We start from the raw sequence: 26,929 nt of genomic DNA, 5'->3' as shown, positions 1-26,929 counted from the left end.
GGTGTGCAGCTTCTTCACTGCGGCATCCACAGCCCTCATTCGCTGATTGGAAGTTATGGAAACCTTGGCCCAAGCAAACCTTGAGCAATTCGTTTCGCGCATGTACCGGTGTAGAACCTGGCCAGCGGCCGATCAAACGGCTCAAGCGACCGATCCAAGATCGATTTTGCCGTTACGTGGCCGACGAGCACGCTGCGTCGACGTCGCTCTCCAATGGACGCTTCGGACGCGAGCTCAAGTCAACTGATGGAAATCTCACTCTTATCCAATCGAGCAAATCGCGTAAATTTGAAAACTCTTCGTCTCGTCTTCCGAAACGGGCAACAAATCCCTGCACCAGCGAATTCGCTGAATGCCCATCTCCATCGCCCCGCTCATCCGGAGCAGTGGGGTACTTCAGCACTTCGACGAACTGCTTGGCGTGCTCATCCTCTGACATTGAGTTCAGGATTTGATTGAATACCTGCGCCCAAGGCTCAACAACATCAGAAATACCGCTGTTTCCCAGATACACCTTCGCAAGCTCAAGCATGAGCCGCCGTTCCTTTGTGCCCACTTTTGGTTCGATGGACTTGCTCATCTTGCCCATCGCTGAAGACAGAAGCAATAGGTCAGACGATCGAACTCCACGGCAGAGAATTTTGACGGCCTTCATTGAGGAACTTGGGCTGAGCAGCGGTCCCAGCACGCGGACGGCATCTACGAGCGCCTCTCGCTTACTCGGCTCAAACGTATGATCGAGTGCCTGCAGTACTGCATCTTCAAGCTGCTCCGCATTTTCGGTAGTGATCTTGTCCCCGAGAGCTTCCAGCAGAATCGAGAGATCGCGAGCTTCGTTGATATCGAGCTTTTGACGATATGCCGACAGAAGCGGTTGAACGAGACCTTCAGACTGACCACGTGATAGCCCGAACGGTAGAGCTCCGATTGCTTCCCCAAAGTTTCGAAGCGCTGGGATGCCGTTTTGCTGCGAATATTGGCTGAGAAAGTGAGCTCGAATTTCCTGCTTTTGATCCTCGTTGATCTCGATCGGCAGGCCACTGATAAATCGAGCCAGAAAGCGAAGTTTCTCGGCTTCTGACGTTTGCTTGATGGCCCGAACTGCCGCTCTCAGAGCTTCCTTGCTGACGGCGCTATCAACGTTCTTTGTGAGCTTCCGAACCGCCACGTCTGGATTATAGATTATCCTGCTTCTGTCCAGGTACGTGTCCAGTATCAAGCCAAGCGCAGCTGCAACCTCCGGAGCAGTGAGGGGCTGCGATATCTCGTCAATCCTCTCCAACACGCGCCTTAAATTGGATTCATCCGCTGCTGATCCAACTTGGGCTAGAAAATCTTCAGGACCGAACTGCCTTCGACCAAATATGAGTCCCTCTATACTTGACGGCTCGATATTTGGCGGGTGAATCGGTTGCAGTTGCAGCGCATCAACGAATGCCCTTTGTTCGGTGGTCATTTCGCGAAACAGTTGAGCGAGCAGGGCAGCAAGCTCATTGACATGTTCCCGCGACTCAGCGCGGTTCAGAGAGTTGATAATAGATTCTTGAATACCTGCGATCTTTTCGAGTGGCGTTGCCGCAATGTATGGCTGCAATGCAGATATAAAAGCGTACGTCGCCTGAGGATCGTGAACCTGAGCGGTCCTCTCGGCGAGCAGAGTAGCCATCAGCGAAGCTTGCTGGACGCTAATCTTCGCCCGCAGCTTCGATAGCAACCGTCCGCAAGCTCCTAGACGCTCTAGCGGCGCAGCCATGTCCTGCATGACCAACACAAGGGTATCCGTCAAGTGCTGTTGTTGCTCCGGCGAAAGCCATCGAGCAACGCTCTCCAATGCTTCGTTCAATTCCATGAAGTGCGCTGTGTACCTATGCTCTTTGTACGAGCGAAGCAATTGCTCAGTGATGCGGATTGAATTGTCAGATCTAAATGGTGCGGAACAACTATCAATGGTTCTAACCAGCGCTCGAAGCAGCTCGGGTTCCGTGGTCGCCAAGAGCTTGGCCAAGGCGGTGTTGCAGATTCCAATTAAGCGATCGGCCGGGACCTTAGTCACCAGCGGCTCGAGCGCCAGATTTAGAGCAGCGAGCTCAACTGGCCTTTTTTCCTGCTGAAAGGCCGCGATAAGATGATCGGCCACCCTGGTGGTTTCTTCAGGCCGTGGAAGCTGAACCAAGTCGCTGAGTTCGCGGACAAGATCCCTCAATTCGTATGGGTCATTCTCTCGCGCGATCCTTTCAACGAGTCCCCGCTTAGCGAGTTCCAATCGTTCTCCACGAAACCCGGCCGCACGCAAGATTCTCTTTGGCTCTCTGAGGAAGCGACGCACTCGGCTTTGATCCATTGAGATCTCCAGCCAAAACCGATGAATGACGGCTTCGGGCGCGGCCGAAAGCTGCCACAAAGCGTCGACCTCGTAGGAAGCTAGCGTTCCAGTGGCGTTTGGCCTCTCCTCATGATTATCAAAGAGACTCCAAATAGAGCTAGCTACTGCGGTATCGCGCTGCTGGGCAATTTCTGTAGTGGTTTTAGCCTGCCAGATGATGAAGCTGACCGCGCCGATGAGAGCGGCGGCAATTGATACAAAAGCAAGCCAATAGACCCTTCGCGTCGCCCTCTGTCGCTCGACCTGCTCCTTGGCTCGAGCAAGTTGCTCCTCAGACAATCGCTTTGCTGCCACAAGCTCTCGAGCCTGCTGATCCTTCTGCTGCTGAACTTCGTTTTTGTGCCGTGCCTGGCTTGCTTCGACAAATGACTGCTCCTCGGAGGATAGCCAAGCTGACCGCGCACCTTGGAGCTTTACAAAAATTTCCCTATCCGCACCTGTCGCAAGGCGATCGTGCCTTGCCTGCTCACCGTCGGCGGCAACCCATGTGGACACTCTCTCTAGAAGCGCATCAAGTGTCCGCTTGTCGCTTGCCGCGGCTTGCAGCCAGCGCTGGAACCGCGGCCACTGAGTAACGAGTGCCTCGTGGGCGATCTCAGCCCTTTCATCGTACTCCAACCCAACAAGCAGAACGAGACGGTTGCCTTCACTATTCGCAAGAAGCTGCAACATATTCCATCGACGATCATCAAATTCACGGCGCCGAGCAGAACGTCTGGTTGCTCCGCCCGTATCACCAAGGCGCACCAGACGAATGAAGACCGACTCGATCTCTGCTTCGCTATACTGAGGCAACAAAACCCGCTCAAACACTCGCTCCGCTGCACGCGCAAGGGCTCCCTCGACCCGCCCTACCTCACGGGAGACATAGGCTCGAACAAGATCCTCTCCATAACGCTTTCGATATTGCCACGCCTCGGTCAACGCAAACTGAAGTAAGGCGAGGTCTCCAGGTCTCTCACCTATGTCCTGCAGGACAGCTTCAGCCAATGCTCCGCGCGCGCTTTCCTCTACGCCAGCAAGCCGTAGCGGTTCGGTGACAACCCGACGCAAATCGTCGTCACGCATACGGCCTAACATCAAGACCGCCCCTCGGTTATTGGCTTCCAATCTGTCGTAAAATTCAGGGAATGAAGAACAAAGATTATAATAGTCCCGTCTCATTGTTAGAACGACGGCGAAGGCGTCACTTCCCGGTTCAACAAGTCCAAGCAAGAGATCAACAAAGCTTCCCCGCTGTTCCGGCTGCGTTAGCGTCCACAGCTCTTCAAATTGATCCAATACCAACAAGGTTCGCGTGCGACGTGCATCCAACCCGCACTGCAGCCCATATCTAACTTCCTCGTCACTGCCTTCAGCAGCCCATTTGCCAAAGGCATTCCACTTCTCAGGCTCCTGAGGATAGAGGCATTTTGCTGCCTCAAAAACAGAATTTCCTAATGCTCGGCGAGGGTTGCTACCTGGCCTCGCCTCGACAACATGCCAGATATCTTCTGCGTCACCTCCAATCGGCTTTAGCTCGGCTATCGCCCCGCCTCGCCAGCGCGGGATCAAACCTGCGCGCACAAGTGACGATTTCCCGGAGCCGCTGTCGCCCGTGACGATGATGAGGGACAAAGACCGCAACAAATCAACCAAGCGCTGCGTCTCCGTCTCGCGGCCGAAGAAGAGATGACTACGACGCTCATCGATCGCCTTCAGACCAAAAAATGGATCCGACTCCAGCTTCAGCGCACCGGCTCCGCGATCGTCCAAAATCGCCGAAAGCAGCTTTTGAAATTCTTCCGGCCTATTCTCTACGTCACGAACAGCTTGAAACTGCCGAACAAATCCTGGCAAAGCTTCAGCACCCTCAGCGCCCGCCGCCAAAATCGGAATGAATGGGAATCTCCCGTCCCCGCTTGCGCTGATCATCGCGCGAGACAGCCCTAAACGCACTTCCCCTTCTACCCAATTGACGACACCTCGCGACCCGACGTAAACGGCAAAAGCCGTCGCACGCCGCCCTATGACCTCCTCGAGTTGTTCCTGCCAACCTCGACCAACTAAGAGGTCATCTTTGTCCAGCCAAACCCTCAGACCACGCTCAACCGCAGCAGGCGTCGCCTCGACGCGTCGCTTAAGCTGCCGCGCAGCCTCAGCATCCAGACCAGAATGACTCAAAAATAAAAGTAAGCCATTAGACATCCGCGTCCAGCCTCACGGGACAGCATATTACCCTTTCGGCAACCTGAACGAGAATGCATCATTGCTGCCGGATATCAATTACTTTCCGCTCCTCGACAGAACCAACGTCGGACGCCCCCCCCTTCGCGTATCCATTTTTATGGAAGAGTTCGGCCAACGACCGAGCGTGGCGCCCACACACTGCAACGATTAGCCCGCAATGGGGATGAGCTGAACCAGGCAACGGATGCGGCCGCCTCTCGCAATGTTGGGGGCGCTGATCATCCGCACTTCGCGCTCCGGAAATGCCTCGGTCAAGCTCCTTTTCGCTTGCCTGTCCTGTCACCGAATTTGCTGGCGATCACGCCCCGTTCTGTGTGTAGGCGTTGACGTAAGTCGCGGCGAAAAGGCTGTCCTCTGCGAACGAGACCAGCGGTGGATCAATCACCGTTAGGCGGCCCAAATGAAAATGGCACGCAGGCAGGCGATGTCGGCGTCCCTCGCTTTGGTACAGGGATCGTCGGCTTCACAGAGCTGGACCAGCAGGTCGCCGGATTCCGTTGGAAACTGCAAACCAGGGAACGTCAGTCGTCGTCCTCGAGCCCGGAGCGTTCACCGTTGGGCGCTAGATAGCGTATCGGATTCGCCGCGCCCTTGGCACGCGGGGGCACCCTCGCGCCCACGTATGCATCCCACACCTCTGCCGGCTTGCCTTCAAAGCCGATGCGCTTTGGATTTTCCGATTGAACGTACGGAAAGTTGGCTCTTGTACCCTCCAGCCACCTCTCCGGACGATATGCTCCTACGACCAATACGCCGTCATATGCCAGCACTAACTTACACTTCTCAGCTTTACTCCGCGACATTTTCCAAATGCCGCGAACTGCATCGTAGATGCTTCGGCCATCATCGAGAGTTTTACCGACGAAAATTAGTATGAGGCGCTCCCCAACCACGAGCGGCTTCGCTGCGTAAGCAGATACGATCTGCTCCACCGACCGACACCCGAAATAAGCGCTTCCATGCCCGCCGACTAGATTGGTGAGACCAGGATAAGCGTCGATCAAAGCTGCTTCGACTTCGTAGGCGATATCAGCGCTTTCCAGTCCGTGCCGGTGGATGACATGCAGTGGACTAAGACCAGCGCGCCGAATATCTTGGATTACACTCGTTCTTAGTCCCATAAGTCCGGCTTCGTTCTGCTCGATGTCCTCCTCTTTGATCGCCCCCCGCGCGTGTTCAAACACCCTATCGCCGCAGCCCTTACCGACATAGAAGGTGTTGCCGTTTCTTGGGTCGATCAATCGATAAACGTACCACTTTAGGTTTGGATGAACTTCTGAAGGAAATGCGTCCATTCAACGTCCCCACACACGCATAAATGCCATTCTACCTATTGTAGAGCTAACCAACGTGCCATACCATCATTCGCTCTACGCTCGGTCCACGAGAGCCCCGTTGCGGCCGTTGCCGCACGCGCCCCGAGGCAGGAAGGCGAGTTGGAGGGTTGGCGACGGCTCAGGTTGCCTCCCGCGGACGATAGGCGAAGGCGACACTACTCTATACTGAGGCCGTAGCGATGATGAGCTTCTTCAGGACTCAAGCTCCGTCAAAGGCCTCTCTACTTTCTTCGATGCTCTAGTGACCGATTTGTTCGATGGACTTAGCGGTAGGAGATTCTCCGCGAACTGCGGCTTGAGCAAACTTTCGGCCTCCGCTCTCCTTGCAGCCAATCTCTGCCAACAGGCGTCCTTCTTTGCCCATTCAGAAACGTTCGAGATTTTCTCCGGCGGCGAGGTCAGATCTTCCTGAACCATACGGCCTACCTTGCTTATCGCGTCGTAGAGGAATGGATCTATTCCCTGGCGCTGCCAGATCTTCTGAAAATCAAGAGCCTTCTGTTGCGACGCAATGCAAAGGCCAATGAGCGCGATCGTGTAGGCAACTATGTTTGCCCTGTAGCCGCCCGAATACCACTTTTGTTCAGAGATGATCTTTTCAGCCCGCCTAAAAATAATGGCGCGTGCGATGGCACGCCGATAGTAGTCGTCTCCAAACCCATCGGGGTCGCTCTTCCATTCGTCGCTAATACGCTCAGCGTACTTGGCAAAATTCTTCTGTGCACCCAGGTTGACGAACCGAGGATGTTCGTCCCAAACGTTCTCATACTTCGCCAAGTCTGTCTTTGTGAACATCTGCGATTTTGGATACTCGGCAAGAAACCTCCGCGTCTCGGCGGCTGTGAGCTTAGCCTGTGCATCCACAAACTGCCCTCTTGCGCGCTCATAAAACCATTTGGTTTCGCGCTGAGAGCCTTCGGCCGCCGGGGCCCACAGCCGGCGAGACGCTGCTTCCATCTGAATGTGGAAAGGATGGTTCGAAAAGAAATCTGCTGCATTCACACGATTCTGGGTGTTCGCAAATTCGGATATCTTTGGAACAACCGCTTCGGACAATTCCGGGCTCACGATTGAAAGCTTCATCTGAACGAACACGCTATCCAGCGTCGCTTTGTCTTTCCTGCGCGTGTGAAAGAGGGACGCTGTCGTCTGGCCTCCGTTGACTATCTGAAGATCCTCGATTCCAGTCATCCGCAGGCCGTCCTCCGCCTCCTTTACAATGACGTTTGCAGCGGTGGCGGTAATGCCATTGTTGTACGCAAAGAACATTTTTGGATCATTCAATATCGTATCCCGAATACCCTTGTTCACCGCAGCACGGGCCTGCAAAAACGACCTGACGTTTTGCTCAAGCAGGCGGGAGCCATATCGCGAGTATAAGTCGGCGATCAATCGCCCCGGCATAACGAGAAGAAACGAGTGATACTCGGCGGTGTTTAAGTGAGCCGGGAGACACAGGATGCCCTTGCCCCACATCTCCTCCAGGTCAATGCTGATCGGCTCCTTGCCTCCCTTCGATGTTCGCAGACGATGAAGGCGCGAAATGTCCCAGATATGGAATGCAATCGGCATGTCGCCGATACGGTCGCTAATCTCAAGATGCTTGAATTGGTCGCTCAGACGGCGTTCGGAGAGAAGGTAGAGGTTGATGCGACCGTAATCTTCGTGGGCCTCGTAAATTGTCCGAGCCAATCCATAGACCGGAGAATTCTCGTCAAAATCCCTGAAGATGGGCTCTCTTGAACACTGGGTATAGAACTTGGAGATACGCTTAAAGAACAGGCCAACATCGGTATTTGTCAGCGTTTCGAGGCGCCCTCGACTCTCATAGTCTGCGATAAAGAGATCGAGACCGGCATCATCATTCATCCAGAAACCATCTACTCGAATTCCTATATTCGGATTTCGGTAGTGGCAAAATTCGATTCCTTCGATGGCGCCCGCTCCAGTCAATTCTCTGTCGAACAAATTGACGAACTCGCTGAGACCGAAATCGCTATTTGCGGCGGCACCTGCCAATACTTCCTGCCTCACCTCGGCAAAAAACGTCTCAAGCTCGTTCATGATAATACATCCCAAACTGGAATCTTCGGTACAAGGAAACTCCTGGCTGAAGCCAGGTCGAGATCATATCGTACTCGGGATATTCCACCCGGGATTGCTGATGACCGTATCGCTGGAAACTCATCAGCAACGAAATACGTCTCCATGCGCCCTGTCACGAAATCGACCAAATCATAGTCAGGCAATTCGACATAACCGGCGATTGCAAGACGATCTCGGAATGTCCGCGCCGCGCCGTCGCCAAGCAATCCTTCCGCCGCCCGCACGTGTTCATTCAAGGATATTCGGGCTGGATCACTATCACCGTTAAACAGCTCGACAGCGACCAGGTAGAGAGCCACATCAGTCGATTGAAGTTGATGTTCCGACGAAATTTGAACAGAATTTCCCTTCGTGCCACCGAAGGCCTTGACCTCGATTTTTACCTGAGCGAATGCGAAATCTTGTGGCTTGCGCAGCGGTCCCTGCCAGGCAGCGACGACATCATCTGGCGGCAAATGATACTCTTCGATCAAGGCGGCAATCATCGAAATCTCGGCAAAGAGACCTCGAATCTCATCTGGCGATAGCAGCCGCTTGCGAGCGTTCGATAGGAAATCACGCCATCTGTCCAAGTGATTTAGGACCGAAAGTATGGCCTGTTCTTCGGACTGGGCGTCGCCAGCCGCTCGGATTATGCTCAGGCAAAGCCTGTAGAAAATGTCGGCATCAGAGGGGCGGGTGAGCGAAAGAATGAGTCCCTGCTTCGAGCTGTCCGTCAAATGCACGATGTCAATTTGAAGACCTTTCACCTTCGGTCTTCGCTTGCGAAAGACCTCGGTGTGATCACCGTTCAGCTCAAATAGCAGTAACGGCCATCCATTTTGGCTCTTGCCCCACCAAAAGCGGTACTGCGCGGACAGATCAGTCCGAAGCCATTTAAACCCAGTCGACGGGGTACTGATCTCATCCCAGGGAAGCTTGTCGCTCATGAATCGAAGTCTTCGTCGTCGTCCGGCGTATCAAACGCCTGCCTATCGAGCTGATCAATCATTACCTGGTTCAAGACATAATCAATCTGCTTGAAGTCATCTGTCGCCGGAAAACTTGCGCCAAAGGCGGGCCCATTTTCAACAAGCACCCGCTTTTCTGCCGAGCCATCATTCAGATCGATTAGGTGAAGCATCAAGAGTGGACGCCCTCTAACGCTTGCATTCCGGAAGTCCAGATCAGCCGCCGCGGCTTTGCCCCTCTCCTTGGCAAGGGAGTCCGCACGAACAAGCTCGTCGGCAGAGAGACCCACGCGCTCATCGCGCGCGCCAGCCACTCGCTGCTTGCTGCTGATCCAGTAGCCCGGCCCCGCGTCTGATCTGATTAGATTGCCGCGCTCATCGAGCCCGGCGGAGCGCATCTGCGCGACCATCGGGAAGTCGCCAATCATAACTGGCTTGCCTCGCGCGGTCCCCAACGTCATGAATGCGACATCCCAAGTAGGAAATCGCTCGCCAATGCGCGCGAGGTAGCTTTGAAGCATCGTTCGCATGCCGTCATGGTGCGGGTGGTATCGAAATCGCCGGAAAAACTCTTCAACCTTGCTCGAAGCGACTCCCCGCCAAATGGGACACTCTTCACGGTCCCCGTCTCGCACGCGCCTGTCCGAGAATCTCGCGCTCAGCTCGTCGAACAATGAAACGAATAGATCTCGATTTTCCTCGTTTACTATTGGATCACTTGAAAGCACGAAAGTCTCGCGCAGCATGCCGTCAAAGCTGACTTTAACAGTGCGCTTCTCGGCGAACTGCATTTTGTTTGCTGCTGTAACCAGAAGGGCGTCCGGGTGCGACTGGACCAGGAGACCGAAATCCTTTGGTGTCTTATTGAAGCGACGCATCTCCTTGACGCGATCGCGCAACTCCTCGGTAGCGACTGCGATGTGAGAGTACCAACCCGACGATTCTTCGCTTAGAAAGACCCTGCAAATATCCTCGTAACCGGGTCGATAGCCAAACCATCGCCCCATCTGCATGAGCGTGTCGTACATCTTCGTATTTCGATACATGTAGCTCACCGTTAGCCCCTCGATCGTCAGGCCCCGAGAGAGACTAAGGCCTCCAACTGCGATAACGTTGAGCGCCTCTCCCTTGGCCGCATAGGCGGCGTAATCGAGCGGCTCGTCACTCTTCGAGCTATTGACCACTAACGTCTTGACGCTGCCGACAGCTTCATCGAGTTGAGCTCGAACCTCTTCCCAACTCTCAGGTCCGTTGAAATGCTCGGCGTCAAATTGCTCCTTCAGGGAGGCTAGATACCTATTTTTCAGCGAGACACTGCTCGGAAGAGCATAGTTTGACCTGATTGCGTTCTTGAGTGCCTCCAGGTACGAATGCACCAGAACTCGCACATTCTTTTGTACATCTACGAACCGCGAGACGTTGACCAGCATCGAACAGTGCTTGTGCGCCTGGCCACGCAGATTGCGAATCGCGCGTGTCAGAATGAAAACCTGAATCGCCCGCTTCAGCGAAGCAGGCAAGTCCGACAGTGCAATGTCCTTCTTGTGCCTTAGCGGCAGAATGTCTTCCGCATCATCTATTTTGCGGATGAATTTCGCTTCACCCGCTTCATCCAAGAATATCTTCTCTGCGCCGAAATAGTTGTTCGGAGCATCCAAGCAGTAAATGAAGTCACGGGGAAACAGATCTTCGCGCGTTCGCTCGTCGTACGCCGCAGGATTTATGAAGATGTTTGCGAACGGCGTTGCCGTGTATCCGACGTAGCAACTCTTGCGGAAAAGCGCGAGTATCTCTCGAATTAGTCCGTTCGTCTTCGTCGGGTCGAGATCGGGCTTGCTGGTGTTGACCGAAGCGTTGTCGGCCTCGTCGTCTATGAACAGCATTGGAGCGCCAGCAATCTGACTTTCTCCAGTCTGCAGATTGAAATCTTTAAGCCACGAGTGAATCTGGCTCAGCGTGGACACGTTCTTTTTGATTACAACCACGACAGGCTTGCTCCAGTCGGCAAGACCCGCCTGAAGTTGTTGCGCATTTTGCTTGGTGAAGTCGGACAGTATATTCGTCAGAACCACAGGCCGCTGGTGTCCAGGAAACTTTCCAACACCCGTGCGCACTCTGTTTTGAGGATCACTCGTCCAGCCAACAAAGCCGCTGTCTACTCGCTCCTGAGTTTGACGGCGAAGATTGTTATGAATGCCAGCGACAATAACTATAAATCGATATCCAGCGTCGGCCGCCCGAGCAACTAGACCAAGATAGTTCGCGGTTTTGCCCGATTGGACATGACCGATGACAAGCCCACGTCGATCCCAGCTACCGCCACCAAGCGGGTCTTGCAACAGGGAGACGATTCGCTCGGTTACGATCTCAAGCGAAGTGACGACAGTTGGATTCCAACCTTCTTCGCGCAAGAATCTCGAATAGTTCTGAGTATACGACCAATCGATTTCACGCTTGTTGATCCAGTCCGGGTCATGGTCTGCCGCTGCATCCACGAGGGAGTGACCGATTCCCATCCGTATCTCGATGCTCAGCAGGGCCTCATCGACAGCATCTGCTATGTCACCGACAAAACCTACGAGCGGAGCCAGTTCGCGGGCACGTGATGCGATCTCATCAATCGTAGGCGCCGTGTCACGTCCTTCGGAGAATACGCCAATGAGCGTAGCAACAAGAACATCGAATCCCGCTTGCTTAGCCAACCTTGAAATCCTTTGCGATGAAGGTTTCCAGAAGAGAGTCGTGCCCTTCCATCAAGCGCGTCGAGCGAACAACCCGACTGAACTGCTCTCGTCCCATTTCGCGCTTTGGATCTACAATTCCTCGCAACTGCGACAATTTGAGCATAACTGCGGTCGCGTCCGGCACATCTGCCTTTGTGTCGAGGTCCTTGGGCACGTTCGAGTAATCGGAATATATCGCCTCCACCGGAATTGAGGTTCCGACCAACTCTAGAATGTCCCTGAACTTTCTTCTCTCGTCGTCTGCGAGCAACGCCGAGAAGCCCGCAAATAGTGGGTGGTCCTCATTCGGGGCATATCGCACGGCCCCTCGCTCGACATAGCGGGTCCACATCGGCATGACATCTTTGTCGAAAAGCTTGCGGCTCCGCCCAGTGTGAACCCGAGCACTTTGATCTGTAATTCGACCAATGATCTGCCTTAGCTGCTCGCGCACTTCGGGCGGCGGATACGCTCGGGACTTTTTGATGTCTATCGTCCAGAACTCATCCAGTTCTGCAGGGAAATCGATCTGCACGCGGGCAAGCTTTGTTGCTTCGCCCTTGGATACGAGACGAAACCAGTCGCCCCAAGCCATGAGACGACCGCTCCTGTAAACGTAAGCACCCTGGTTGGAAAGGAAGTCGCTTCGGCTTCGATAGAAGTCGAACTCTTTTCGCGACAGCTTGCTGTGATGAGGGAGTATGTAGGGGTGAATTGAAACCTGGTGATTGCCAACCAAGACCGACTGGGTCGGCAGAGGCTGGGTTGCCTTGTTGTTGCGGCAGAACGGGTCGAATCCGACGAGCTTGTGTCCATTCACACTCATCGCAATTTTTCTCGTCTTCCCGATCTCTCCCGAAAGAAATCGATGAAACACCAGAGACAAATGATGCGTCAGCAGTGTGAGTTTCTCGCTTAGGATCTCGGACCGGCTTTCTGATGTCTGGCGTTCGGTGAGTCGGTCCAAATGCTCCCATAGGACGAGCGTGCCGGATTCTGAAAGTCGTTCGCACCACGGCACCTTCTTGATGTCCGACTTGTTCAGCACCCCGATGAGCCACTCATCGCCGGCCAGGACGTCCAGGTTCCAGACCGCGCCTGAGAGCTTGCCTCCCTTTCGCGATATGACGGTCAATTTCCGACACTGCGAAAACGACGCCGTCTTCAGACCAAGCCCAAAGCGGCCCAGGTCATCTTGCTTTCTGACATCCTTGGGATTTTTGGAGCCATACCGCATCGCCTCGACGAGTTCGACCTCATCCATCCCTCGCCCGTCGTCCAGGATAGCAACAGAAGGATCCTCCTCCTCCGCTGCACACCAGATTTCGACAGACTTTGAATGTGCCGTGATGCTGTTATCGACAATGTCAGCTACGGCAGTTTCAAGTGAATAGCCCAGGTCCCTGAGCGACTCCGCCAAAGAAGAAGCCCGAGGTGGCAGGGACAGTTGTTTCATCTAGTCAGCACGCGCTTCCATATTGAACGGCCCGACCCGATCAATTGGATGCCTTCCTGGACACAGGGCTGGAATCGTCACGCCAGCGCTGCCGACTGTGCTGGGATCTTGTTCAGTTGATGCCGTGCGAAACATGTTTAGCTGCTAATAAAAAGTGTGCGCGCCCGCCCCATCAGGGACTCACCTTGGCTATATGGCGAGCAATCTCGCAATTGCGCCGCAAAGTTGCAATGCCCAACGAAAGGCTAGGGCATCATTTGCACACAGCAACTGCTCGGGCTATTGGCAAAAAGTCTCTGATTCTGCTTGGATTTCCCTCTTGCCGCGATGCGGCAAAGACAGAGAGGGCGACAGCAGCTTAAACAGAGCCGAGGCAATTTTTTTCGCCAGGTACGGCGGCACCGCATTGCCTACCTGAACGTATTGTTGCGTGCGATTGCCCTTGAACAAGTAGTTGTCAGGAAAGGTTTGCAAACGAGCCGCTTCCCGGACAGTCAGGCTTCGACACTGCGCTGGATCGGGATGAATGAAATAATGGCCATCCTTGGAGATATGACTCGTGACCGTAGTTGCCGGCGATTTCCACAGCTGGACCCGAAACCGATCCGCGAATTTGCCGGACTTCCAGTTCTTGTGATCTGGAGCAAGCGCCTTCGGAAAATCCTTTGCCTTGGGCGATTCGTTCATGACTTGGGCGTACAGGGCGGCGAAGAAGTAACGACCAAGATCAGCGGCCATATGACCGCGCGTTTCGTTGTTCGAAAACTGCCTCAGCCTTGAATCGATTAACCAGCGCTTGAGGTCCACTGGGCAATCGGAGCCAACACCAGAATACACGCCGGCCACGCCTCGATCGGCTTCGCGCGCCCTTTCTAGCGAAGCGGCTCTCTTCTCGCCGAGCTTGCGAAACTTCTCAGCGTCCTTACCCGCCAGACCTGAAGGAGAATTCGCAACGCGACGCATGAGCTGTGAAACTTGAGTCTTCCAAACCTCTCCTTTGTCTGCGCTTTTGCTTAGTCCGCTTCTGAGCTTTGGCATTTGCCCAAGCACGTCTCTGACTGTGACTCGATAGTCCACTTTCGGAAGCATCGCGCGCGAGAACTGATCCTCGTCGAGCTTCATCGCAACATCGCTTCGAATTCCAACGATGATGACGCGATGTCTGGATTGAGGAATCCCATGGTCTTCGGCTCGGACCACAAAATCAAACGCTGATGGGAGCTCCATTCCCGGTAGTATGGCCTGCTTGGTTCGAGGAGCGAGCGGGAAAAGCTTGTAAGCGCCCTTCCCAACACTGCCAAGATCGGCCAGGACTTTGTCAAACACGCGCTCGCCGTCGACCGAGGACGAGAGAAGTCCCTTGACGTTCTCCATTACAAAAGCGGCCGGCATCAGCCTCTGAAGGATCCTTATGTACTCCCTGTAAAGAAAGTGTCGGTGGTCCTTGCTCGCGTTGTACCCCTCAGTGCCCTTGTTCCTCGCCCTACCCACAAGCGAGTAGGCTTGGCACGGCGGCCCGCCTATCAGGATCACGTTCTTGCCGTGGCGCATACTGATGTCTGCTAGCCGACGGTCGACTTCTTGGGTCGCCCTCGTCGACCCAAGCTCCAACCTGATGGCTTCATGGCAGGCACTTTCCCATTGCTCTGGGAACGACTGGCTCCAGTTTGGCTCGGGGATCTCGCCATTGAGAAAGTCATAATATTCGCGGGGAAAACCGCTGGTGAACTGCCGAAGAAAGCTTCTCAACCGAAGCGTCTCAAACGCGGAAGCCTCCTTTTCGACTGATAGTACAACACGGAATGGACATTCATTCGCTTCGTCGCGAATACTGGCAAAGCCCTCGGCAAGGCCGCCAGGTCCGGCGAACAAATCAACGACGGCGAATTGCTTCTGCATGGGACATTTCTCAAATCGTAGGCCCGACCGAATAATCGAACATCTGTCAACCGAATACCAGGAAAAGATGCGATGGTCGATATTGTAAGCAAGCAGACTCGCTCGCGCATGATGGCAGGGATCAAGGGCAAGAATACAAAGCCAGAGCTGCAGTTAAGGCATGCGCTGCACGGCCTTGGTCTAAGATACCGACTCCACCTTGCATGGCTTCCCGGCCGGCCGGATATCGTCTTCCCCAAGTATCAAGCCGTAGTTCAAGTGCACGGATGCTTTTGGCACAGGCATGACGGCTGCTCGCTTACCACCACGCCATCCTCAAACGTTTCGTTCTGGCACCTAAAGTTTGAAGAGACAACAAAGCGCGATCGGCGAAATTTCAAGGCGCTGCGTCAGCTTGGCTGGCGAGTCGCGGTCGTCTGGGAATGCTCATTAAGGGACGATGGTGTGGAGCAAGTGGCACGAAAGATTGCATCATGGCTTGAGTCCGAAAATCGGTTCCTGGAAGTTCCAAGGATTGGCGCCGCGCTTTCCTATCGTTTGAGGCGCAGGTAGTCCCGGATTATCAAGCCGACCGAAGTCCGCCGAGACGGGGTTCCCGCCAGCTCTCGTTCGCGCCAGCCAGTTCGTCGCAGATGCTCAACGACCTGTGGCCACGCGCGGTCCATTCGAGATCATCCGGCGGAGCACGTCCGTCGCGCTAGCGATCCCAGGTCTTGACCGATCAGTATCTGGCGATCATCCGGCGCGCGGGCCAAACCGCATTCGCCACTCAGCAACTATCCTCTTCTTGCGGTGAAGAAGCATCTTGCGCTCGGTTATTCGAGTGCGAAGCCGCGCCGAATTAGCATCGGCCGCTTCGATATCGCGCCGCAACATCCTTCGGGGTCTGATGATTTGAATAATGCGATCTATTTAGCTCCTTTGGTCGAAGCTAGAGTAGGCGGACCCGACGCGCGTCGCATACGTTGAAAAACAAAATCATTGCAGAACGCAGGACGCCAATATCTGTCGATCTGACAAGGTGCCCGCCGGATACCGACAAAAAGGATTTGACCTTATGACTGACTATGCTTCCGCGGGAAGCCAGCGTTGGCTACAAATCGCCGTAAACAGGAAACCTGAAATTCTGGAAAGCGCTTTGCGGTCCAGTGGGGCGATTGGGACAGCTGCTTCAGTGGTTTGGGTATCTCCCCTGCGAGACGACGACTTTCGTGAATACCGCGATATGACGGCTATTGCCAAAGCGGGTATCACCAGCCTTAGGAAGCCGCTCGCAGAGTTCTGGCCTGCGCGCGGACCGGTTTGGGATGCGGTTGGCGTCACCAGCGAGCGAATCCCGGTTTTTGTTGAGGCTAAGGCGCACATTCCCGAAGCAGCATCACCGGCGACGAAGGCATCACCGCAGTCATTCGAGCTGATCGAGAAAAGCCTTGGTGAGGCGAGAAAGTTCTACGCGCCGAACGCGAAGGCGGTTTGGACGAACTTGTTTTACCAATATGCCAACAGGCTTGCGCACCATTACTTCCTGACACAGCTAAACGGCCTGAAGAGCAGCCTGGCGTTCGTGTACTTTGTGAATGCAGACGACATGCAAGGGCCGCGCTCCGAAGAGGAATGGCACGGCGCCATTCGGCTCATCCATGCGGCTCTCGGGTTGCCCAAGGACCTGCGTTCGCGGGGTGTGTTTGACGCATTTGTGGATGTGGAGCGGCTCCGGGACGTGGTCGGATAACTCGACTTGGGTAGCCCTCCGGCCGGGATAACCGCATCCGCTCTCAAAAGAGGCGAACCACGAACGCCGCAGTCACGTAGGCCTCACCAAATCTACCAAGAGTGACGGAGGCGCAGATTGTAGTGCGACGATGGTTTGAAAATTGCGCGGTTGTTCTTGCTTCACGTCCCGCTGGGGCTTGCCCGCGAGACATTCCTCGGCTTACGCAATGCTAGCGCGAGCGGTATCCCCTCCGTCTGCGACCCAGTGCGCAAAGACCTGCTTGCGAGCCTTCAGGCTCGCCAGATTGACGATCGCAGGTCGTCCAGATAATCCGCGTACCACTGCATCATCGGGACGCGTTCTTCCCAATATTCGGCGCCATTGTAGGCACCGCGAATCTCGTCTTCCTCTTGGTGCGCTAGCTGACGCTCGATGGCATCGCTATCCCAACGGCGCCTGCCATCTGAACGGCGGCTTTCGTTCAGCAGCGTCGACGCCGTCGACCGGAAGCCATGCGCGGTCACTTGCGCTTTCGTGTACCCAAGCCGGCGCAGAGCAGCGTTCAGCGTCCCGTCGGAAATCGGGCGATGCCAGGAGCGCATTTGCGGAAACAGGTAGCGCGACGAGCCCGTGACCTCGCGAAGGTCATTGATGATTGCAATCGCCTGCCGAGATAGCGGCACCTTGTGCGGCCGCGGCATCTTCATCTTCTCCTTGGGAATGTTCCAGACCGCGCCCTGCAGATCGAATTCATTCCATTCCGCATGTCGCAGTTCACCCGGCCGAACGAACGTAAGGGCGATCAACTGCAACGCTGCGCGCGTTGTGATCTGACCGTCTATGTCGTCGATCGCACGGAGAAGCGCGCCAACGGCCTTCGGCTCCGTGATGGCGGCCCGGTGGTTGACCTTTGGAGCTATGAGGGCGCCCGCCAGATCAGCCGAGGGGTCACGCTCGGCGCGATTGGTGCTGATCGCGTACTTGAAGACCCGACCGCTTATGCTGCGGGCGCGCCGCGCCGTATCATATCGCCCTCGCCTCTCGATCTTTCGGAGCACATCCAGCAATTCCGACGCCTTGATCTCGGCAATCGGTCGATCGCCCAAATCGGCGTTGATGAAGCCGAGAAGCCATTTTTTCTTTTCTATTGTCTTTGGGTCGTCGCCCTCGGCTTCGAATTTCACGATCAGTTCGTCGGCAACGATCCGGAAGGTGTTGGCGCGCGCGATGCGCGCGGCACCGCGGTCCAACTTGCGCTGCTCGGACGGATCGATGCCCTTGGCCAGAAGTGCCTTGTTCGTATCTCGACCGGCGCGGGCGCCGGCGAGACTGACCGCAGGATAGGCGCCCAGCGCGATCAGTTTCTGCTTCCCGTCGAACCGATACGCCTGCCGCCAAAGCCGCGATCCGTTCCTTTCAACGAGCAAATGGAGCCCGCCTCCGTCACTGATTTTGTAGGGCTTTTCGGCGGGTTTGGCGGAACGGCAGGCGGCATCTGAAAGTGGCATCGATTCGATCCCCGTGGTCAAATCTACCAACAAGCGACCGACGGGATACCAACAGAGATACCAACAAAGTCGGCGGATGCTGGCGGAAGGTCGCGAATGTCAGCGAACGAGAAAGCGCTTAGATTCAAGCACTTCTAGCACATTAGCGAACAAGGAGGGAAGCTGGGGAACGTGCTAATGGTGCCCAGGGGCGGGATCGAACCACCGACACTGCGATTTTCAGTCGCATGCTCTACCAACTGAGCTACCTGGGCATACTCGCGGGGCCTGAAAGGCCGGTGCGAGCGGGCGGTTTATAGAGAGGTCGGGGCGCCGTGTCCACCCGCCTTCGCCGAAGGCTTCGGCGGGGCAGGCCCGGCTTTTGCGATTTCCCCAACTTGTTGGGAAATCTTGGCTATTCCGGGTCCTCCGCGTCGTCCTCGCGGCCGGGCACGACGTAGCGGCCGGTCAGCCAGCGGTTGAGGTCGACGTCGCGGCAGCGCGGCGAACAGAACGGGCGGAAGGCCTGCTCGACGGCCTTGCCGCAGATCGGGCAGGCGCGCGGGGTTGGTCGGGCTTTGTCGGTCATGGCTGGGACGGAGTTTACATCATCTGGCAATTGAGGAGGCGGGTCGCTTGTTCCGCTGTCGCCACGAGCCCACTTCCTTCTCCCCTTGTGGGAGAAGGTGGCGCGCAGCGCCGGATGGGGGGTCTCTATCCGCGGAGACAGACCCCTCACCCGAATCGCATCTGACGATGCGATTCGACCTCTCCCACAAGGGGAGAGGTGCACCGCCGATGTCGATGCATCAAAATTGGATCAATCGCTAAACCGTGGCCGTGTTGAGCCAGCCGTGGCGGATCGGAAAGCCTTCGCCGCCGAGCAGGGTCACGGTCTCGTAGAGCGGCAGGCCGACCACGTTGGTGTAGGAGCCGACCATCTTGACCACAAAGGATCCGGCGATGCCCTGCACGGCATAGCCGCCGGCTTTGCCGCGCCATTCGCCGGAGCCGATATAGGCCTGGATGTCGTCCTCGCTGAGCCGCTTGAAGCGCACGCGGGTCTCGACCAGGCGCTGGCGGAACGCCTCGCGCGGCGTCACCACGCAGATCGCGGTGTAGACCCGATGGTTGCGGCCCGACAGCAGCCGCAGGCACTGCGCGGCCTCATCGACCAGATTGGCCTTGGGCAGGATGCGGCGGCCGACCGCGACCACGGTGTCGGCTGAAATGATGAAGGAGCCGCGCAGATCGTCATCGAGCTGCACCGATTTCAGCGCCGCGTCCGCCTTTGCGCGCGCCAGGCGGTTGGCGCAGGCGCGCGGCAGCTCGCCCCGCCGCGGGGTCTCGTCGACATCGGCCGGGCGCAGCGCGTCGGGCTCGATGCCGGCCTGGTTGAGCAGGGCCAGCCGCCGCGGCGAACCGGAAGCAAGAACGAATTTGGGACGGCCTAGCATGCGGGCTTTTGGGCTGAATCGGGGGGACGGACGCGGGCGGAACCTATCGGATGGGGCATGGATGCACAACCTTGGAACCGGCCGCGAATCGCGCATCCGCCTGGAGACAAGGCCCCATAAGCACAGCTGTTTGTCAGTCTGGCGACAAGGCGCGGTTCTGCCAATCGGAACACGCGGCGTCCCTCACCTACCCGGGCCTCACAGATTGGCGACACCGGCCTTGGTAAAGCGGCGGCGGATGCGCAGCAGGAGGCCGTCGCAGACCTCGCGATAGGCGGCGAGCTTCTGCTCGCGATTGCCGCTGGTGCCGGTCGGGTCATGGGTCGGCCAGTATTCGACCTCTGCGGCGAGCGTCCGGGTCAGGTCCAGCGCCTTGTGGTGCGCCTCCGGCGACAGCGTGATGATGAGGTCGAAGTTCAGCCCCTCCCAGTCCTCGAGCTCCTCGAAGGTCTGCGGCTTGTGGCCGGAAATGTCCTGGCCGAACTCGGCCATGACCGCGACCGCGAACGGATCGAGCTCGCCCTTCTTGACGCCGGCGGAACGGACATAGACGCCTTGCGGAAACATCTGCTGCAGCAGGCTTTCGGCCATCGGCGAGCGCACGGCGTTGTGGCCGCATGCGAACAGCACGGCCTGAGGGGTGCGCGCGCGCGGCGCTTCCATGCGATCAGGCTTTTTTTGGCCGGGGCAAAACCCCGTCCATCATCGTTGCGACGATCATCCGCCCTCGCCTTTCCAGTGAAGAACGGTAATCAGCGTGAACAGCCGCCGCGCGGTCTCGAAATCGACCCGCACTTTGCCCTTGAGCCGCTCCTGCAGCGTGCGCGAACCCTCGTCATGGATGCCGCGGCGGCCCATGTCGATCGCCTCAATCTTGTCCGGTGTCGCGGTACGGATCGCCTGATAGTAGCTGTCGCAGATCATGAAGTAGTCCTTCACGACGCGGCGGAACGGCGTCAGCGACAGCAGATGCGCGACGACCGGCGCGCCGTCCTCCTTGCGGATATCGAACATCAGCCGGTTGCCGGTGATCGCGATATGCAGGGTGTAGGGCCCGGCCGCGGCGCCCTCGGGCGCGAACAGGTTCTGCTCGACCAGGTCGTAGATCGCGATCGCGCGCTCATGCTCGATGTCGGGCCCGGAACGGCCGATCGATTCCTCGTCGAGCGTCACCGCGACGATGCGATTGTTGGAATCCTCGTCGTCTGGTGGCTTGTTCATGAGAGGTTGAGGCGCAATCCGACGGAACGTGAATGGGCATCGAGACCCTCGGCCTGACCGAGCGTCATCGCGGCGGGCCCGAGCGCACGAAGCTGATCCGGCCCGCACCTCAGGATCGAGGTTCGCTTCATGAAGTCAAGCACCCCGAGGCCCGAGGAGAACCGTGCCGAGCGGGCGGTCGGCAGCACGTGGTTGGAGCCGCCGACATAGTCGCCGATCGCCTCAGGCGTATGGGCCCCGAGGAAGATCGCCCCGGCATTGCGAACCTTGTTCGACAGGCCCTCGGCGTCCGCGGTCATGATCTCCAGATGCTCAGCGGCGATCGCATTGGCGAGCTCGACCGCATCGTCGAGCTTGGCGACCTTGATGACGGCACCGAAATCGTTCCACGAGGTGCGCGCGATCTCGGCGCGCGGCAGCGTCGCAAGCTGCGACTCGACCGCGCGCTCGACATCGGCGGCGAGCCGCGCGCTGTCGGTGATCAGGATCGACTGCGCGCTGACGTCGTGCTCGGCCTGCGCCAGCAGATCGGCCGCGATCCAGTCGGCATTGCCGGTGTCGTCGGCGATCACAAGCACCTCGGAGGGGCCGGCGATCATGTCGATGCCGACCTTGCCGAACACCAGCCGCTTGGCGGCGGCGACATAGGCGTTGCCGGGACCGACGATCTTTGCCACCGGCGCGATCGTTGCCGTGCCGTAGGCCAGGGCAGCCACCGCCTGGGCGCCGCCGACGCGGTAAATCTCCGAGACGCCGCCGAGATGAGCGGCCGCGAGCACCAGCGGGTTGAGCTTGCCGTCCGGCGCCGGCACCACCATCACCACGCGCGGCACGCCGGCGACCTTGGCCGGCACCGCATTCATCAGCACCGAGGACGGATAGGCCGCGGTGCCGCCGGGCACGTAAAGCCCGACCGCATCGACCGCGCTCCAGCGCCAGCCGAGCTCGACGCCAGCGGCATCGGTGAAGCGCTCATCCTTCGGCAGCTGGCGGCGGTGGAAGGTCTCGATCCGGTCGCGCGCGAATTTCAGGGCGTCGACGGTCTTGGGGTCGCAGGCTGCGACCGCGGCGTCGATCTCGGCCGTCGTGATGCGCAGGCCTGCGGCGGTGAGTTCGAGCCGGTCGAACTTTTTGGTCGCCTCGAGCAGCGCCACATCGCCGCGGGCCGCCACGTCGTCGACGATGGCACGGGTGGCGCGCTCGACGTCGGCCGACACCTCGCGCTTGGCCGCCAGGAAATCGCGGAAACGCTGGTCGAAATCGGCGCTCTGTCGGTCCAGGCGAACGGGCATGACGGCTTTCTTAGGTGGAATTCAGCTCCCTGCTCAATGGCGCGGCGGATAATGGCCGTCAACCCTTGCAAAACACACAATCCGCGGTCGTCCCGGCTTTCGCCGGGAGCACGGATTTAAGCGGGCCCCATCCCGAGGTCGTCCGGCCCGAGATCGGTCAGTTCGCACTCCAGGCACTCGACATCGAGCCGCAGCGCCGCCCCCTCGCCGAACATCAGCAGCGCGCTGCCGCCCGGCGGGTCGGACGCGTGAAATTCGATCCCGAGCAGTTCCAGGGTGGCCTCCGGGGCCTCCAGATCGATATTGCGCGACTTGCATGCCAGAACCCGGTCGAACCGGAGCGCGGCAATCAGCCGGCGCGAGCAGGTGCCGCCGGACAGGGTCTGTTCCCAGTCGAGCCGGTTCAGGCCGACTACCAGGCGTTTCTCGCCCTGGCGCCAGACGATGTCGGCGGCCTGGACGCGGGCATCCTGGACATGGGCAGAGATCACCGCGAGGTCATCGGCATCGAGGGCGATCAGTTTCAGCGGCGGGGGTGGCGACATGACGGTGGTTATAACGCCTTGCCGCCCGGAAGGTACCACGTGGCTGAAGCCAGTCCCCTCAAGGGAACCGGCCATGCCATGTTAGAGACGGCTGATGTCCTCGCTCTCCAGCACCGGCCGGGGGTAGCCGTCGCGCGCGACCTTGAGCATTGCGCGGCCGAGCTGTTCCGACGTCGTCATGTAGCGTGGCGCAACCCGCACCAGAAGCGACAGCAGCGGCGCGGTCGCGAGATAGATCGCCTGGACCCAGCCGGTCTTGGAGCGGACGCCGTGCAGCGGCTGGATACCGGCGGGCCGGAACATGTAGGCGGCCTTGAACGGCAGCTTGAGCAGATCGTTCTCGGTCTTGCCCTTCACCCGCGCCCACATCAGCGATCCCTGCTCGGTGGAATCGGTGCCCTGCCCGGTGACATAGGTGAACACCATGCCGGGATTGAGCCGCGCCAGCACCGTCGCCGCGGCCAGCGTGATGTCGTAGGTGAGATGGCGGTAACGCGCCTCGTCCATGCCGATCGAGGAGACGCCGAGGCAGAAGAAGCAGGCGTCATAGCCTGCAAGCTGCGGCTCGATCGCGCTGTAGTCGGCGAAATCGTCGTGGATCAACTCGACCAGCTTGGCGTTGCGCTGGCCGGTCGGGCTGCGTCCGACCGCGAGCACGCGCTCAACGCCGCCATCGAGCAGGCACTCGCGCAGCACGCCCTGCCCGACCATGCCGGTGGCGCCAAACAGAATCACCTTCATGCGATGCGCTCCTTGGCCGCGCGTCAGGCGGCGGTCGCAACCTGATCGAACGATACACGGGTCAGCGCCGCCGAAATATCCCACAGCCGCGCCGCTGCCGCGACATCCCTGGCCCGCTGCATGATCCGAGCCGGCACCGGCGGGCCCTTCATCTCGAACAGCCCGTCCGGCCCGTAATAGCCGGCGGGTTCGGCCGCGGGCGAGGTCGCCGCGAACAGCGTCGGCAACGCGCCCGCCGCCGCCGATTGGCTCATGACGGGCTGAAGATATCGACCGAGCCGCCCCATCAGGCTGCCGGTGCCGGGGCCGTTTGGAATAAGATCGGTGCGCGCGTAACCGGGATGCGCGGCATTGCTCATCAGCCCCCAGCCATTGATCGCGCTGCGGCGCTGCAGTTCGAGCGCAAACATCAGCATCGCGAGCTTCGACTGACAGTAGGCGCGCCAGGGTCCATAGGAACGCCGCGCCTGCAGATCGTCGAAATTGATCACACCGGAGCGATGCGCACCGCTGGACAGGTTGACGACCCGGGACCGGTGGCCGCGGAGCAACTGAGGCAACAGATGCGCGGTCAGCGCGTAGTGCCCGAGATAGTTGGTGCCGAACTGCATTTCGAACTCGTCTGATGTCACCTGCCGTTTCGGCAGTGCCATCACGGCGGCGTTGTTGATCAGGAGATCGAGCGCGGGGTGCGCCGCGACGAAGCGCGCGGCGAAATCGGCAACCGATGCGAGGCTTGCAAGGTCGAGCGTCTCATAGCTGACCTCAGCATCGGGCAGCTGGCCACGGATCCGCGCCAGCGCTTCCTGCCCCTTGGCGCCGTTGCGACCGGTCAGCACCACGGCCGCACCGGCGCGTGCGAGTTCGAGCGCGGTCTCAAAACCGAGCCCGCCGGTTGCGCCGGTGATCACGGCGGTCCTGCCGTCCTGCCGCGGAATGTCTGCGGTGCTCCAGCCGGTCATGCTTATATCTCCTTGCGACACGATTCGGTTCTTGTCGGGATCTCGTCAGGTTCTTGCGGGTCCAGCCGCAATCGACGAAATGTGCACTAAGTGCATTTTTGCAAGAGGTGAAAAATTGCGACGACCGGCGCCCGCGCGCAAACCGGCCAGGAAATCGGCAGATAAGCCAGCCAAGCCGGTGCAATCCAAGGCGAATTCGGCGCCGCCGGCGCCGGGCCTGCGCGCGCGCAAGCGGCAGGAGACGCGGGAACGGCTGACCCGAGCGGCGATGATGCTGTTTCTCGAGCGCGGCTTCGAGGCGACCACGCTCGACGACATCGTCGCCGCGGCCGACGTCTCGCGCCGCACGTTCTTTCATTACTTCGCCTCGAAGGAGGACGTGGTGCTGGCCTGGCAGGAGGACGGCACCGCCGCGCTGATCGCAGCCGTCGCGGCGCGTCCGGCCGCCGAATCCATGCTGCAGGCCGCCGAAAACGCCATCGCCGACATGGTCAGGCAGATCGACCCGCGCGAGGCGGTCGCGCTGGCGCGGCTGAAGCGCGACAATCCGGCACTGCAGGCGCGCGATCAGGCCAAATATGAAAAGCTCGAGCGCGAGCTCGCCGACGCATTGCTCAAGCGCGCCAACCACAGGAACGACCGGATGAAAGCGCGGCTGGTCGCGATGATCACAACCGGCGCGATGCGGGTCGGCAGCGAATTCTGGGCCGACGACGGCGCCCGCGAGAAGCCGGACCTCGTCGCCAAGCGACTGTTCGCCGCGATCCGCGCGATTTTCGAGTGATCGCGTTTCACCGATGGCTCTGCCGTGCGCGCGCAGCCAAAACTGCCCCGCACGGCAGAAAGTGTCTCCGCCTCAGCCCTTGATGAACGCCAGCAGATCCTTGTTGATGGTCTCGGCTTCCGTGGTCGGCATGCCGTGCGGAAAACCCTTGTAGGTCTTCAGCGTGCCGTTCTTCAGAAGCTTGGCCGAGAGCGGGCCGGAATCGGCATAAGGCACGATCTGGTCGTCGTCGCCATGCATCACCAGCACCGGCACGTTGATCTTCTTCAGGTCCTCGGTGAAGTCGGTCTGCGAGAAGGCGACGATACCGTCGTAATGCGCCTTGGCGCCGCCCATCATGCCCTGCCGCCACCAGTTCTGGATCACGGCTTCCGACGATTTTATGCCCGGCCGGTTGTAGCCATAGAACGGCCCGGCCGGCAGATCGCGGTAGAATTGCGAGCGGTTGGCCGCGAGCTGCGCCTGCAAGCCGTCGAACACCGACTTCGGCAGGCCACCGGGATTGGCAGGCGTCTGCACCATCAAGGGCGGCACCGCGCTCAGGATCGCAGCCTTCGCGACCCGGCTCTCGCCGTGGCGCGCAATGTAATGCACGACCTCGCCACCGCCGGTGGAATGGCCGACATGGACGGCGTTCTTCAAATCGAGATGCGCGGTAACGGCCGCGAGATCGTCGGCGTAGTGGTCCATGTCATGGCCGTCGGCGACCTGGGCGGAGCGGCCGTGGCCGCGGCGGTCATGGGCGACGACGCGAAAGCCGTGGTTGAGGAAGAACAGCATCTGCGCGTCCCAGTCGTCCGACGACAGCGGCCAGCCATGGCTGAACACGATCGGCTGACCCGAACCCCAATCCTTGAAGAAGATTTCGACGCCGTCTTTGGTGGTGATGGTGGGCATTTGATTGCTCCTCTTGTTGCTGATGTCTGGGTCCGCTCACGCTGGGCATGAACGGCCCTCGGGCGATGGCGCATCCCGACACGCCACCGCACATCATGTTCTATGCTCTGCGTCGCCTCGAAATAATGTCATCCGCCCCGGATCAGGCGAAATTGACCGGCCTGAACCGGCGCCAGGCGCCGATGATCATCACGGCGAAGAACACCAGTACGATGCCCTGCACGACAGCGAATACCGGCCCGGACGGCGGGTTCGGCGGCACGCTAGGGGCCAACGCCTTCAGCGCGGGCACCTTGAGGAAGCTCTGGATCACCAGCACGAAGACGTTGAGATAGAGCGAGACCATCGCGGTCACGATATAGATCGGGCGCCAGGCGCCCTTAAGCTGCATCGCATACAGCGCAATGCAGGCAATCGCGAGCAGCACCAGCGAGAGGGCGCCGATGATGTGCGACGGCAGCAGCTTCTCGGTCACCAGCGGCGGGATCACGAAGCCGGTCGCGTTGGTCAGGATCGTGAGGATGAGGAAGATCGAGGTCAGCCCGGGCATCGCGCGCGAGCCGAGCAGGCCGAACATCACGATCACACCGGCGACAATGGCAATCAGGCTGATAATGACGTGCACAAGCACGATCGTCGACATGTGGCTCACTCCCCGTTGAGAACCCGCATGACGTTACGATGCGTTTTTGAAAATTGCTACATGGTTCGATGGCAGGATGGCCGACATCTCATGAAAATTCGGC

The 26,929-nt window shown here is 58.5% G+C and carries 21 protein-coding genes and 1 tRNA gene; 3 read left to right on the top strand and 19 right to left on the bottom strand.

The window, feature by feature from the left end:
• Nucleotides 1-172 precede the first annotated feature (172 nt).
• The 7 genes from JQ616_RS31925 to JQ616_RS31895 form a co-directional block, all read right to left on the bottom strand.
• On the bottom strand, nucleotides 173-4,570 hold the full coding sequence (locus JQ616_RS31925; protein WP_212021638.1) for a toll/interleukin-1 receptor domain-containing protein: 4,398 nt from the start codon (nucleotides 4,568-4,570) through the stop codon (nucleotides 173-175).
• A gap of 563 nt (nucleotides 4,571-5,133) precedes the next feature.
• Complete coding sequence (locus JQ616_RS31920) at nucleotides 5,134-5,907, bottom strand: LEM-3-like GIY-YIG domain-containing protein (protein ID WP_212021637.1); 774 nt, start codon at nucleotides 5,905-5,907, stop codon at nucleotides 5,134-5,136.
• A 234-nt stretch (nucleotides 5,908-6,141) separates the two neighbouring features.
• Nucleotides 6,142-8,013 carry an AIPR family protein gene (locus JQ616_RS31915; protein WP_212021636.1) on the bottom strand — a complete coding sequence of 624 codons (1,872 nt, stop codon included), beginning with the start codon at nucleotides 8,011-8,013 and terminating at the stop codon, nucleotides 6,142-6,144.
• On the bottom strand, nucleotides 8,010-8,984 hold the full coding sequence (locus JQ616_RS31910; protein WP_212021634.1) for a PD-(D/E)XK motif protein: 975 nt from the start codon (nucleotides 8,982-8,984) through the stop codon (nucleotides 8,010-8,012). The genes JQ616_RS31915 and JQ616_RS31910 overlap by 4 nt, the downstream gene beginning before the upstream one ends.
• Complete coding sequence (locus tag JQ616_RS31905; protein WP_212021632.1) at nucleotides 8,981-11,707, bottom strand: Z1 domain-containing protein; 2,727 nt, start codon at nucleotides 11,705-11,707, stop codon at nucleotides 8,981-8,983. Before JQ616_RS31905 ends, JQ616_RS31910 begins: the two co-directional genes overlap by 4 nt.
• Nucleotides 11,700-13,184, bottom strand: a complete 1,485-nt coding sequence (locus JQ616_RS31900) for an ATP-binding protein (protein WP_212021630.1) — start codon at nucleotides 13,182-13,184, stop codon at nucleotides 11,700-11,702. Before JQ616_RS31900 ends, JQ616_RS31905 begins: the two co-directional genes overlap by 8 nt.
• A 279-nt stretch (nucleotides 13,185-13,463) precedes the next feature.
• On the bottom strand, nucleotides 13,464-15,083 hold the full coding sequence (locus JQ616_RS31895; RefSeq protein ID WP_212021628.1) for a DNA cytosine methyltransferase: 1,620 nt from the start codon (nucleotides 15,081-15,083) through the stop codon (nucleotides 13,464-13,466).
• 72 nt (nucleotides 15,084-15,155) lie between these two features.
• Here JQ616_RS31895 and JQ616_RS31890 point away from each other — a divergent pair, with 72 nt between their 5' ends.
• Nucleotides 15,156-15,635, top strand: coding sequence for a very short patch repair endonuclease (locus JQ616_RS31890; RefSeq protein WP_212021626.1), 480 nt, complete (start codon nucleotides 15,156-15,158; stop codon nucleotides 15,633-15,635).
• Nucleotides 15,636-16,140: 505 nt separating this feature from the next.
• Nucleotides 16,141-16,815, top strand: a complete 675-nt coding sequence (locus JQ616_RS31885) for a hypothetical protein (RefSeq protein ID WP_212021624.1) — start codon at nucleotides 16,141-16,143, stop codon at nucleotides 16,813-16,815.
• 272 nt (nucleotides 16,816-17,087) lie between these two features.
• On the opposite strand, the gene JQ616_RS31880 is transcribed toward JQ616_RS31885, so the two are convergent.
• The 10 genes from JQ616_RS31880 to JQ616_RS31835 form a co-directional block, all read right to left on the bottom strand.
• On the bottom strand, nucleotides 17,088-18,305 hold the full coding sequence (locus JQ616_RS31880) for a tyrosine-type recombinase/integrase (protein WP_212021622.1): 1,218 nt from the start codon (nucleotides 18,303-18,305) through the stop codon (nucleotides 17,088-17,090).
• 178 nt (nucleotides 18,306-18,483) lie between these two features.
• A tRNA-Phe gene (locus JQ616_RS31875) sits at nucleotides 18,484-18,559 on the bottom strand.
• Nucleotides 18,560-18,699: 140 nt separating this feature from the next.
• On the bottom strand, nucleotides 18,700-18,873 hold the full coding sequence (gene yacG / locus JQ616_RS31870; protein WP_212021620.1) for a DNA gyrase inhibitor YacG: 174 nt from the start codon (nucleotides 18,871-18,873) through the stop codon (nucleotides 18,700-18,702).
• Nucleotides 18,874-19,111: 238 nt separating this feature from the next.
• Nucleotides 19,112-19,741, bottom strand: a complete 630-nt coding sequence (locus tag JQ616_RS31865; RefSeq protein WP_212021618.1) for a Maf-like protein — start codon at nucleotides 19,739-19,741, stop codon at nucleotides 19,112-19,114.
• A 198-nt stretch (nucleotides 19,742-19,939) separates the two neighbouring features.
• Nucleotides 19,940-20,404: a low molecular weight phosphatase family protein gene (locus tag JQ616_RS31860; protein ID WP_212021615.1), complete on the bottom strand. Its 465-nt coding sequence runs from the start codon at nucleotides 20,402-20,404 to the stop codon at nucleotides 19,940-19,942.
• Nucleotides 20,405-20,458: 54 nt separating this feature from the next.
• Nucleotides 20,459-20,962 carry a UPF0262 family protein gene (locus JQ616_RS31855; protein ID WP_212021613.1) on the bottom strand — a complete coding sequence of 168 codons (504 nt, stop codon included), beginning with the start codon at nucleotides 20,960-20,962 and terminating at the stop codon, nucleotides 20,459-20,461.
• Nucleotides 20,959-22,254 (bottom strand): histidinol dehydrogenase, encoded by a 1,296-nt coding sequence (gene hisD, locus JQ616_RS31850; protein ID WP_212021611.1) that lies wholly within the window; start codon nucleotides 22,252-22,254, stop codon nucleotides 20,959-20,961. Before hisD ends, JQ616_RS31855 begins: the two co-directional genes overlap by 4 nt.
• A gap of 116 nt (nucleotides 22,255-22,370) precedes the next feature.
• Nucleotides 22,371-22,799, bottom strand: coding sequence for a DUF2948 family protein (locus JQ616_RS31845; protein ID WP_212021609.1), 429 nt, complete (start codon nucleotides 22,797-22,799; stop codon nucleotides 22,371-22,373).
• 81 nt (nucleotides 22,800-22,880) lie between these two features.
• On the bottom strand, nucleotides 22,881-23,540 hold the full coding sequence (locus tag JQ616_RS31840; protein WP_212021607.1) for an NAD(P)H-binding protein: 660 nt from the start codon (nucleotides 23,538-23,540) through the stop codon (nucleotides 22,881-22,883).
• 23 nt (nucleotides 23,541-23,563) lie between these two features.
• Nucleotides 23,564-24,502 carry an SDR family oxidoreductase gene (locus JQ616_RS31835; RefSeq protein ID WP_212021605.1) on the bottom strand — a complete coding sequence of 313 codons (939 nt, stop codon included), beginning with the start codon at nucleotides 24,500-24,502 and terminating at the stop codon, nucleotides 23,564-23,566.
• Between the two features lie 178 nt (nucleotides 24,503-24,680).
• On the opposite strand from JQ616_RS31835, the gene JQ616_RS31830 reads away from it, so the two are divergent.
• Nucleotides 24,681-25,286: a TetR family transcriptional regulator gene (locus JQ616_RS31830; protein WP_349630076.1), complete on the top strand. Its 606-nt coding sequence runs from the start codon at nucleotides 24,681-24,683 to the stop codon at nucleotides 25,284-25,286.
• A 72-nt stretch (nucleotides 25,287-25,358) separates the two neighbouring features.
• Here JQ616_RS31830 and JQ616_RS31825 read toward each other — a convergent pair whose 3' ends face one another.
• On the bottom strand, nucleotides 25,359-26,183 hold the full coding sequence (locus JQ616_RS31825; RefSeq protein ID WP_212021601.1) for an alpha/beta fold hydrolase: 825 nt from the start codon (nucleotides 26,181-26,183) through the stop codon (nucleotides 25,359-25,361).
• 142 nt (nucleotides 26,184-26,325) lie between these two features.
• Nucleotides 26,326-26,826, bottom strand: a complete 501-nt coding sequence (locus tag JQ616_RS31820) for a hypothetical protein (RefSeq protein WP_212021599.1) — start codon at nucleotides 26,824-26,826, stop codon at nucleotides 26,326-26,328.
• Nucleotides 26,827-26,929: the final 103 nt, after the last annotated feature.

Source organism: Bradyrhizobium tropiciagri, assembly GCF_018130545.1.
Classification (GTDB): Bacteria; Pseudomonadota; Alphaproteobacteria; order Rhizobiales; family Xanthobacteraceae; genus Bradyrhizobium; species Bradyrhizobium tropiciagri_A.
This window is presented reverse-complemented; position numbering and strand designations above follow the sequence as displayed.